6 protein-coding genes are annotated in these 11,712 nt (G+C 66.6%); all 6 read left to right on the forward strand.

Annotated features, from left to right (window positions below; all coding sequences use genetic code 11):
* The first annotated feature begins 40 nt into the window (after positions 1-40).
* The 6 genes from clpA (at position 41) to AC6LKG_RS00275 (ending at position 11,435) form a co-directional block, all read left to right on the forward strand.
* Positions 41-2,350 (forward strand): ATP-dependent Clp protease ATP-binding subunit ClpA, encoded by a 2,310-nt coding sequence (gene clpA, locus AC6LKG_RS00250; RefSeq protein ID WP_498161830.1) that lies wholly within the window; start codon positions 41-43, stop codon positions 2,348-2,350.
* A 10-nt stretch (positions 2,351-2,360) separates the two neighbouring features.
* Entirely contained in the window at positions 2,361-3,701 is a 1,341-nt protein-coding gene (locus AC6LKG_RS00255; RefSeq protein WP_498161832.1) for a paraquat-inducible protein A, read from the forward strand.
* Between the two features lie 66 nt (positions 3,702-3,767).
* The gene (locus tag AC6LKG_RS00260) at positions 3,768-5,432 is read left to right on the forward strand and encodes a PqiB family protein (protein ID WP_498161833.1); all 1,665 of its coding nucleotides are present in this window, start codon (positions 3,768-3,770) and stop codon (positions 5,430-5,432) included.
* Between the two features lie 4 nt (positions 5,433-5,436).
* Positions 5,437-6,114, forward strand: a complete 678-nt coding sequence (locus AC6LKG_RS00265) for a PqiC family protein (RefSeq protein WP_498161834.1) — start codon at positions 5,437-5,439, stop codon at positions 6,112-6,114.
* A gap of 166 nt (positions 6,115-6,280) precedes the next feature.
* A complete protein-coding gene (gene putA, locus AC6LKG_RS00270) occupies positions 6,281-10,102 on the forward strand; it encodes a trifunctional transcriptional regulator/proline dehydrogenase/L-glutamate gamma-semialdehyde dehydrogenase (protein WP_498161835.1) in 3,822 nt (1,273 codons plus the stop codon).
* Between the two features lie 187 nt (positions 10,103-10,289).
* Entirely contained in the window at positions 10,290-11,435 is a 1,146-nt protein-coding gene (locus tag AC6LKG_RS00275; RefSeq protein ID WP_498161836.1) for a branched-chain amino acid ABC transporter substrate-binding protein, read from the forward strand.
* Positions 11,436-11,712: the final 277 nt, after the last annotated feature.

An 11,712-nucleotide genomic window follows, 5' to 3' on the forward strand; every position in this document is an offset into this window, starting at 1 on the left:
AATCGTGTATTTGCCCGCTTCGATGCGTTACGGAGGAAGCGTGATTTCCCAAGAGCTTGAAGTCAGCCTGCATATGGCTTTTGTCGAGGCCCGTTCGGCCCGGCACGAATTTATTACCGTCGAGCACCTGTTGCTCGCGCTGCTCGATAACGCTTCCGCGGTTGAAGTGTTGCGCGCCTGCGCCGCCAACCTGGATGACCTGCGCCGCAACCTGCGCCAGTTCGTTTCGGAAAACACGCCGGTGATCCCCAGCGGCGCGGAAGTCGACACCCAGCCCACGCTGGGTTTCCAGCGCGTCATCCAGCGCGCGATCATGCACGTGTCCGCGGGCGGCACCGGCAAGAAGCCGGTCACGGGCGCGAACGTGCTCGTGGCCATTTTCGGCGAAAAGGATTCGCACGCCGTGTACTACCTGCAGCAGCAGGGCGTGACGCGACTGGACGTGGTGAATTTCCTGTCGCATGGCATTACCAAACAGCCACAGGTGGAGTCCGCCGCCGTGCAGAAAGAGCAGCAAACCAATGGTGAAGAACAGGGCGAATCGCGCCAGTCGCCGCTGGACCAGTATGCGACCGACCTGAACGCCGCGGCGTTGGCCGGCCGCATCGATCCGCTGATCGGGCGCGAGCACGAAGTCGAACGCGTGATCCAGGTGTTGTGCCGCCGCCGCAAGAACAACCCGCTGCTGGTCGGCGAGGCCGGCGTGGGCAAGACCGCCATTGCCGAGGGCCTGGCCTGGCGCATCACGCGCGGCGAGGTGCCAGAGATCCTGCAGGCCGCGCAGGTGTTCGCGCTGGACATGGGCGCGTTGCTGGCCGGCACCAAATACCGCGGCGATTTCGAGCAGCGCCTGAAGGGCGTGCTCAAGCAGATCCGCGGCAATCCCGACGCCATCCTGTTCATCGACGAAATCCACACGCTGATCGGCGCCGGTTCGGCCTCGGGCGGCACGCTGGACGCCTCCAACCTGCTCAAGCCGGCCCTGTCCTCGGGCCAGCTCAAGTGCATTGGCGCCACCACGTATACGGAATACCGCGGTGTCTTCGAGAAAGACCATGCGCTGTCGCGCCGCTTCCAGAAGATCGACGTGCCGGAACCCAGCGTCGAGCAGACCGTGCAGATCCTGCGCGGCCTGAAGAGCCGCTTCGAGGAACATCACAACGTCCGTTACTCCGCCGCCGCGCTGTCGGCCGCCGCGGAACTGTCGGCGCGCTTCATCAACGACCGCCACCTGCCGGACAAGGCCATCGACGTGATCGACGAGGCCGGCGCCGCGCAGCGCCTCTTGCCGCGTTCGCGCCAGAAGAAGGTGATCGGCAAGGTCGACATCGAGAACATCGTTTCCAAGATCGCGCGCATTCCGCCGCAGTCCGTCTCCAACGACGACCGCAGCAAGCTCGCCACGCTCGACCGCGACCTGAAGACCGTGGTGTTCGGCCAGGACAATGCCATCGAGGCGCTGTCGGCCGCCATCAAGATGGCGCGCTCGGGCCTGGGCAAGCCGGAAAAGCCGATCGGCGCCTTCCTGTTCTCCGGCCCCACCGGCGTTGGCAAGACCGAGGTCGCGCGCCAACTGGCGTTCACGCTGGGCGTGGAGCTGCTGCGCTTCGACATGTCCGAGTACATGGAACGCCACGCGGTGTCGCGCCTGATCGGCGCGCCGCCGGGATACGTCGGCTTCGACCAGGGCGGCCTGCTGACCGAGGCCATCACCAAGCAGCCGCACTGCGTGCTGCTGCTCGATGAAATCGAAAAGGCCCACCCGGACGTCTTCAACATCCTGCTGCAGGTCATGGACCACGGCACGCTGACGGACAACAACGGCCGCAAGGCGGACTTCCGCAACGTCATCCTCATCATGACGACCAACGCGGGCGCCGAGACCTTGAACCGTCCGTCCATCGGCTTTGCCAACTCCCGCGTGGTGGGCGACGAAATGGCGGAAATCCGCCGCATGTTCACGCCCGAGTTCCGTAACCGGCTCGACGCGATCATCCCGTTCGCGCCGCTGGACCGCGAGATCATCCTGCGCGTGGTCGACAAGTTCCTGATGCAGCTCGAAGACCAACTGCACGAGCGCCGCGTCGAAGCCGTGTTCACCACGGCCCTGCGCGAGCACCTGGCCAAGGAAGGTTTCGATCCGCTGATGGGGGCAAGACCCATGCAGCGCCTGATCCAGGACACCATCCGGCGCGCGCTGGCCGACGAGCTGCTGTTTGGCAAGCTGGTCGATGGCGGCACCGTCACGGTGGACCTGGACGAAGCCGGCAAGGTCACGCTGGATTTCGACGACCACGGCAAGCCGCCGTCGGATGCGCCGGACAAGCAGGAAGTCGAGCTGGTCGAGTAAGGGCCTGCCTATGCGTAGCGCGCAGAGCCAGCCGCTGATCGAGTGCGAGCACTGCGCCAGCATCTATCGCCGACATCTTCTCGAACCTGGCGAGACCGCCAATTGTGCCCGCTGCGGCGCCACGCTCTGGCGCTACAGCGGGCTTACTTTGTCCAATTGGCTGGCGCTGGCCATTGCCGCCCTGATCGTCTTCGGCATTGCCAACGCCTATCCGGTCGCGTCGATGTCGGTGCAGGGCATGGTGCAGCAGGCTTCGCTGCTCGATGCCGTCGGCATCACCTGGCGCCAGGGGCATTACACCGTGGCCATCATGACCGGGCTGGCCGGTTTTGCGTTGCCGCTGTTCCAGCTTGCGGTGCTGCTCTGGGTGCTGGGCCCGCTTTCGCGCGGCGCCGAGCCGGCGGGCTTGCGCCCCGCGATGCGATTGCTTGGCCTGTTGCGTCCCTGGTGCATGGTGCCGGTGTTCCTGCTGGGCGTGCTGGTGGCGGTGGTGAAGCTGGCCGGCATGGCCGCGGTGTCGCCTGGCGTCGGCCTGTTCGCCTTTGGCGTGCTCACGATCTTCCTGACCATGCTCGGGCGCTTGACGCCGCACGTGTTGTGGCGCTATGCCGAAACCGCGGGGGTGGTGCCGGTGCACGTGCCCGAGGCCGGGCCCGACGTGGTGCTGACCGGCTGCCATGTCTGCGGCCAGGTGCAGGCATTGCCACGCGCCGACGATGCCGAGGCGGAACACCATTGCGTGCGCTGCCACGCGGTGGTGCATTACCGCAAGCCCGACCATCTGGCGCGCACCTGGGCGCTGCTGCTGGCGGCGGTGGTGTTCTACATTCCGGCCAACGTCCTGCCAGTGATGAAGGTCAGTTCCGTGCTTGGCGACAGCGCCCATACCATCCTGGGCGGGGTGGTGGAACTCTGGGACATGGGCTCCTGGGACATCGCGCTGATCGTCTTCATTGCCAGCGTGGCGGTGCCGCTGACCAAGCTGCTGGCCTTGATCCTGTTATTGTTGACCGAGCAATGGCGCAGCACCACCAACTTGCGGCCGCGCACCCGGCTGTACCAGATGGTCGAATTCATCGGCCAATGGTCCATGCTGGACGTGTTCGTGGTGATCCTGCTGGCGGCGCTGGCCGATTTCCAGGGCCTGATGGAGATCAGCGCCGGAGCCGGCGCGGCGGCGTTCGGCGTAGTCGTCATCCTGACCATGCTGTCGGCCATGAGCTTTGACCTGCGGCGCAGTTGGGATCTGGAAAATACGAGTGAGCTGGACGATGCCGCGGGGGACGACGCCGCGGCGGCCGCTGCCGATAGCCGGCCGCGCCCGTCCGCCGCCGGCGCGCGGGCGGGTTGATGCCAGCACGATTGCGGGGCGCGGGCGGCATGCCGCGCGCCGTTTCAAGAAGAAAAGGAAAAACCGATGTCCGACCAAGCACCTGGATCTGGTGAAGAGCAGTTCGCGTCACCCACGATCTCGCGCAAGCGCAAGAGCCGGATTTCATGGATCTGGCTCGTGCCCGTGGTCGCGGCGCTGATGGGCCTTTCGCTGGTGGTGCGGACCTGGATGCAGGCCGGCCCCGACCTGTCGATCGAATTCAATACCGCCGAAGGGCTGGAAGTCGGCAAGACCCAGTTGCGCTACAAGGACGTGAACGTCGGCACGGTCAAGTCGATCGGCTTCAATGCGGACCGCAGCAAGGTGGTGGTGCAGGCGGAACTGTCCAAGGACGTAGCGGACCTGGCGCGCGAGGGCACCAATTTCTGGGTGGTGCGTCCGCGGCTGGACGTCAGCGGCGTCTCGGGGCTGGGCACCCTGTTGTCCGGCGCCTATATCGGCGTGGACGCTGTCGAGGGCAAGGACAGCGCCAGCAAGGCCACCAAGCTGCATTTCGTCGGCCTGGAAACGCCGCCGGCCGTGACGCATGACCGCGCCGGCAAGCGTTTCATGCTCAGGGCCTCGGACCTGGGCTCGCTGGACATCGGATCGCCGGTGTATTTTCGCCGTATCAACGTGGGTCGCGTGATCGGCTATGCGCTCGACAAGACCGGCAACGCGGTCAATGTCGAGGTCTTCGTGGACGCGCCCAACGACAAGTTCGTCACCAATGGCACCCGTTTCTGGAACGCCAGCGGCGTGGATTTCAGCGTCAACGCCGAAGGCCTGAAAGTGCGCACCCAATCGCTGGTGTCGATGGCGGTGGGGGGCGTGGCGTTCGAGCCGGTCTATAGCGCGCGCGATGCCAACACGCCGGCGGCGGCCGATACGCACTTCGAACTGTATTCGACCGAAGCGGCGGCCAAGGCCAACCCCGACGGCGAAGCGTTCCCGATCCGCATGCGTTTCGACCAGTCGATCCGCGGGCTGGCGGTGGGCGCCGCCATCGATTTCTCCGGCATCACGCTCGGCAACGTCACGCAGATCACCATGGATTTCGATCCCGTCAGCAAGCGCTTCTTCGCGCTGGTTGATGCCACGCTGTATCCCGAGCGCCTGGGCCGGGTCTACGAAGAAGTGCGCGAGCACGCCATCCAGGATGGCGACGAGGCCGGCGGTCGCCTGCTTGGCATCATGATCAAGCATGGCCTGCGCGCCCAGTTGCGCACCGCCAACCTGCTGACCGGCCAGTTGTACGTGGTGCTGGATGATTTCCCCAATGCCAAGCCGGTGAAGTTCAAGATGGCCAATCCGGCCCTCATCCCGACGGTGCCCGGACAACTCGACCAGTTGCAGCAGCAGGTCAGCAATATCGTGGCCAAGATCGACAAAATCCCGTTCGACAAGATCGGCGAGGACCTGCGCGCCACGCTGTCCAGCACTTCCAAGCTGATGAACCGCCTGGACAAGCAGGTGGCGCCGCAGGCCCAGGGCGTGCTCAAGCAGGCGCGCGACTCCATGGCCAGCCTGAATGCGCTGCTGGCGTCGGACGCGTCGTTGCCGGTCAACGCCGAGAAGGCCATGCAGGAATTGAGCCGCGCCGCGCGCTCGTTGCGCGCGCTGGCCGACTTCCTGCAGGCGAACCCCGAATCGCTGCTGCGCGGGCGCGGCGACGACCCGATCCCCGGCGCCGGCCCGGTCAGGAACTGAACCCATGAATCGACTCCGTTTCCATCCTTTTTCGAATCGCCGCCGTGGCCTGGCGGCGCTGACCCTGCCCTTGTTGCTGGCCGCCTGCGCCTCGTCGCCGCCGGTGCGGTACTACACGCTGCAGGGTCCCGCGCCGCAGGCGCCGGCCGTGCCACGCGCATCCGCGCCGTTCCTGCTGGAAGTGCAGGGCGTCAATGTCGCTTCCCAGGCCGACCAGCCGCAATTGATGGTGCGCACCGGCGATGACAGCGTGGCGGCGCTGTATTCCGAACGCTGGAGTTCGCCGCTGGGCGATGAGATTCGGGGCGCCCTGTCCGACGCGCTCAAGCATGACCTGGGGGCGCTGGACGTGCAGGTGGTCAAGCCCGGCCCGGCTGCGCCGGTGTGGCGGGTGCAGACGGATGTGCAGCGCTTCGACCTGGTATCGGGCCGCATGGCGCAACTGGATGTCACCTGGCGGGTGCGTCCGGTCAATCTCAAAGGCAGCGGGTTGCTGTGTCGCAGCGTCGTCACCGAACCCGTGAGCGAAACCGGCGTGCCCCCGCTGGTCGCGGCGCAGCAGCGCGCAGTGGCGGCTCTGGCGGGGGCGATGGCATCGGCCATTCGCGGCCAGACGCCGGATAGCGGCGGCGCGGTGCGGATGCTGGGGTGCTCGCCTTTGGCCGGTTCCGACGGGGCTTGAGCAACGGCGCGGGCTGGCGGAAACCTGCCGTGATCTCAATCGGTTAACCATAGGGTTAACCTTAATACAAAGCCGGTTGCAACCTGACTAGCATACGGTCCTACCGATGCCGGGCTCCTCCGTGGGCCCGGTGTGACCTCTGCCATGCGACAGGAAGCAATCTCTTATGGCCAGCACCACCCTCGGCGTCAAGGTCGATGACGCGCTGCGCGACCGCCTGAAGGCCGCCGCGCAAAAACTCAATTGCACGCCGCACTGGCTGCATAAGCAGGCGATTCTCGCCTACCTGGACAAGATCGAGCGAGGCCACCTGCCGGCCGAGATGTCCCACCTGGGGGGTGAAGAAGGCGGCGACGAAGACGGCGGCGAGCACCAGGCCGCCGCCACGCCGCCGTTCTACGAGTTCGGCCAGGATGTGCAGCCGCAATCGGTGTTGCGCGCCGCCATCACGGCGGCCTATCGCCGTCCCGAGTCGGAGTGCGTGCCGCTGTTGCTGGGCCAGGCTCGCATGCCGAACCTGGAAAAAGTGCACGCCATGGCCACCGACCTGGTCAGGAAGCTGCGCGGTAAGCGCAGCGGCGGCGGAGTCGAGGGACTGATCCAGGAGTTCTCGCTGTCCAGCCAGGAAGGCGTGGCGCTGATGTGCCTGGCCGAGGCGCTGCTGCGCATTCCCGACCGCGCCACGCGCGATGCGCTGATCCGCGACAAGGTCGCGCGCGGCGACTGGAAATCGCATATGGGCGGTTCGCAATCGCTGTTCGTCAACGCCGCCACCTGGGGCCTGATGATCACCGGCAAGCTGGTGGCCGTGAGCAGCGAGCAGTCGCTGTCCAAGGCGCTGACGCGCCTGATCGGCAAGGGCGGCGAGCCGCTGGTGCGCAAGGGCGTGAACATGGCCATGCGCATGATGGGCGAGCAGTTCGTGTCGGGCCAGACCATTTCCGAAGCGCTGGCCAACAACCGCAAGATGGAAAGCCGCGGCTTCCGCTATTCATACGACATGCTGGGCGAAGCGGCCACTACCGCCGAGGACGCCGACCGCTATTACGCCTCGTACGAACAGGCCATCCATGCCATCGGCAAGGCCGCCGCCGGCCGCGGCATCTATGAGGGCCCGGGCATCTCCATCAAGTTGTCGGCGTTGCACCCGCGCTATTCGCGCGCCCAGCGCGAACGCGTCATGGCCGAGCTGTTGCCGCGCATGAAGGCCCTGACGATCCTGGCGCGAAGCTACGACATCGGCCTGAACATCGACGCCGAGGAAGCCGACCGCCTGGAGATTTCGCTGGACCTGCTGGAGGCGCTGTGCTTCACGCCCGAGCTGGAAGGCTGGAATGGCATCGGCTTCGTCATCCAGGCCTACCAGAAGCGCGCGCCGTTCGTGATCGATTACGTCATCGACCTGGCCCGCCGCAGCCGCCACCGCGTGATGGTGCGGCTGGTCAAGGGCGCCTACTGGGACAGCGAGATCAAGCGCGCCCAGGTCGACGGCCTGGAGGGCTATCCGGTCTACACCCGCAAGGTCTATACCGACGTGGCCTACCTGGCCTGCGCCCGCAAGCTGCTGGGCGCCCCGGAGGCCGTGTATCCGCAGTTCGCCACCCACAATGCCTATACGCTGGCGGCGATCTACCAGTTGGCCGGGCAGAACTACTACCCGGGCCAGTATGAGTTCCAGTGCCTGCACGGCATGGGCGAGCCGCTGTATGACGAAGTGGTCGGGCCGCTGGCGCAGGGCAAGCTGAACCGCCCCTGCCGCATCTATGCGCCGGTCGGCACGCACGAGACGCTGCTGGCCTACCTGGTGCGCCGTCTGCTGGAAAACGGCGCCAATACGTCCTTCGTCAACCTGATCGGCGACGAGAGCATCCCGGTCGAGACGCTGGTGGCCGATCCGGTCGAGGCCGCTTCGCGCATCGTGCCGCTGGGCGCGCCGCACGAGAAGATTCCGCTGCCACGCGAACTGTATGGCAGCGTGCAGCAGGGCGCGCGCGCCAATTCCGCCGGCCTGGACCTGAGCAACGAACACCGCCTGGGCTCGCTGTCGGCCGCGTTGCTGGCCAGCGCCGCCACCCCCTGGCGCGCCGGTCCCATGCTGGGCGAAGGCGAGGGCGCCTGGGATCCGGCGCGCGCCGTCGAGGTGCGCAACCCTGCCAACCTGCGCGACGTGGTCGGCCATGTCATCGAAGCCAATGGCGAGGAAGCCGAGGCCGCCCTGCGCGCCGCCGCCAATGCCGCGCCCATCTGGCAGTCGACCCCGGTGGCCGAGCGCGCGCAATGCCTGCGCCGCGCCGCGCAATTGCTGGAAGAGCAGATGCAGACCCTGCTGGGCCTGATCGTGCGCGAGGCCGGCAAGTCGCTGCCCAACGCGATTGCCGAAGTGCGCGAGGCAGTGGACTTCCTGCGCTATTACGCCGACCAGGCCGACCGTGAATTCAGCAACGACACGCACCGCCCGCTGGGCACCGTGCTGTGCATCAGCCCGTGGAACTTCCCGCTGGCCATCTTCACTGGCCAGGTCGCGGCGGCGCTGGCCGCCGGCAATACCGTGCTGGCCAAGCCGGCCGAGCAGACGCCGCTGATCGCGGCGCAGGCGGTGGCGATCCTGCGCGCCGCCGGCGTGCCCGCCGGCGCCGTCCAGTTGTTGCCCGGCCGCGGCGAAACCGTGGGCGCGCAACTGGTGGCCAGCCCCGGCGTGCGCGGCGTCATGTTCACCGGCTCGACCGACGTGGCGCGCATTATCGCGCGCACGCTGGCCGACCGCCTGGACGATGATGGCCACACCATTCCGCTGATCGCCGAGACCGGCGGCCAGAACGCCATGGTTGTCGACTCGTCGGCGCTGGCCGAACAAGTGGTGTTCGACGTGCTCAGCTCCGCATTCGATTCGGCCGGCCAGCGCTGTTCCGCGCTGCGTGTGCTGTGCGTGCAGGAAGACAATGCCGAGCACGTCCTGACCATGCTGCGCGGCGCCATGCGCGAGCTCAGCGTGGGCAATCCCGACCGCCTGTCGGTAGACGTCGGCCCGGTCATCGACACCGAGGCGCGCAACAACATCCAGCGCCATATCGACGCCATGCGCACGGCAGGGCACCGCGTGGACCAGGTGGAGTTGAACGGCGAATGCCGCCACGGCACCTTCGTGGCCCCCACCATCATCGAGATCGACCACGTCGGCGAATTGACGCGTGAAGTGTTCGGCCCGGTGCTGCACGTGGTGCGCTATGCCCGCGACGAGCTGGACGCGCTGCTGGATGCCATCAATGGCACCGGCTATGGCCTGACCTTCGGCGTGCATACCCGCATTGACGAAACCATTGCCCACGTGACCGGCCAGGTCCATGCCGGCAATGTCTACGTCAACCGCAACATCGTCGGCGCCGTGGTCGGCGTGCAGCCGTTCGGCGGCGAGTGCCTGTCGGGCACCGGTCCCAAGGCCGGCGGCCCGCTGTATATGTACCGCCTGCTGGGCACGCGCCCCGAAGGGCTGCCGCCGGCGCTGGACGCGGCGGCGCCGCTGCCGCAGCGCATTGCGTTGCCGGGCCCCACGGGCGAGACCAACACCTATCTGGTCGAACCGCGCGGCGCGGTCTATTGCGTGGCCGCCACGGAGGCCGGCGCGCGCGCGCAGTGGGCCGCGGCGCGCCTGACGGGCAACCACGCCTGGTTCGCCGACACGCCGGCGGCGCACGCGTTGCTGGCCACGCTGGATGCCGAGCAGCAGGGCCAGGCCGGCATTCTGGCCGATGCCGAGGTCGACCAGGCCGATTACCAGGCGGTGCTGTTCGAGGGCGATGGCGATGCCCTGCGCACGCTGAATCAGCGCATCGCACAGCGTCCAGGCGCTATCCTGGCGGTACACGGCCTGACGTCGGATGCCCTGGCGTCCGGCGCCGCTTATGTGCCGGAGCGCCTGCTGACCGAGCGCTCCATCAGCGTCAATACGGCCGCGGCCGGCGGCAACGCCAGCCTCATGACCATCGGCTGAGCGTGACCGAGGGGTAACCCTTGGGCAACCAAGGGTTATCTCCAATATCTAGCGAGGTTGCACTGGAAGCAAAATCCGGTCGCACCTGAAGTTCGATTGTGGCAACCCGGCAATCGCACTCAATTAGATCACCTGGCCCAAAAGCCCAGGTATAACAAAGCCACATCCGACATACCGGAGGATTCCCATGAAGTTTCGCACCACTTTGAAGCTTGTCGCCGCCAGCATCGCCGCTGCCAGCATGGCCGCCGCCGCCCAGGCCGCCGATATCAAGTTCGGCTTCGCCGCGCCCCTGACCGGTCCTCAGTCGCACTACGGCGAGGACATGCAGAACGGCCTGAACCTGGCCCTGGAAGAAGCCAACAAGAAGGGCATCAAGGTTGACGGCCAGCCCGCCAAGTTCGTGCTGGTGTCGCGCGACGACCAGGCCGATCCGCGCGTGGGCGTGCAGGTGGCGCAGCAATTGGTCGATGAAGACGTTGTCGGCATCCTGGGCCACTTCAACTCCGGCACCACGATTCCCGCGTCGCGCGTCTACCACGAAGCCGGCCTGCCGCAGATCGCCATGGCGACCTCGCCCGAATACACCAAGCAGGGCTACGACACCACGTTCCGCATGATGACCAGCGACACGCAGCAGGGCGCCGCGGTCGGCAAGTTCATGGTGCAGAGCCTGAAGGCCAAGAAGGTCGCCATCATCGACGACCGTACCGCCTACGGCCAAGGCCTGGCCGACGAGGTCGAGAAGGCCGTCAAGGCCGCCGGGGGCGAGGTGGTGCGCCGCGAGTACACGACCGACAAGGCCAACGACTTCACGGCCATCCTGACCAACATCAAGGGCGCGGCGCCCGACGCCATCTTCTACGGCGGCCTGGATGCGCAATCCGGCCCGATGAAACGCCAATTGGCCACGCTCGGCCTGAAGGCGCCGCTGGTTTCGGGCGAAATGACCCGCAGCGACACCTTCATCAAACTGGCCGGCGATGCCGCCGACGGCACCTATGCCTCGCTGGCCGGCGTGCCGCTGGACAAGATGGCCGCGGGCAAGGACTTCGAGCAGCGCTATCAGGCCCGCTTCAAGAAAGCCCCCGGCGTCTACGCGCCTTACGCTTACGACGGCGCCTGGAACATGATCAGCGCCATCGAGGCCGCCGGTTCGGCCAAGCCCGAGAAATACCTGCCGGAACTGGCCAAGCTGAACCGCAAGGGCGCCACCAGCGAGCACATCGCCTACGACAAGAACGGCGATCTGAAGGAAATCTCGGTCACCATCTACGAAGTCAAGAACGGCAAGTGGGAGATGGTTGAAACGATGGTCAGCCAGGCCAACTAAGGCCGCCTGACCCGGCCTGGGCGCGGCGCCGCCGCGTCCAGGGCCTGTGCGAGGCTCCTTTTTGCGTGCACAGGCCTTGGCCAATCCTGACCCCGCGCGCGCCGCCCGGCGCGGCGGCGATCTGCGCGAAAGCGGCCCCCGGGGCCGCGCCGCATCCCGATTTCGCGCGATTTTTTTCCAGGCTTTTTCCGCGGCCCCTATGGATATCTTCATTCAACAACTGATTAACGGCATCACGCTCGGCAGCGTCTATGCCCTGGTCGCCCTCGGCTACACC

It is taken from the genome of Achromobacter sp. 46006 (genome assembly GCF_059761975.1).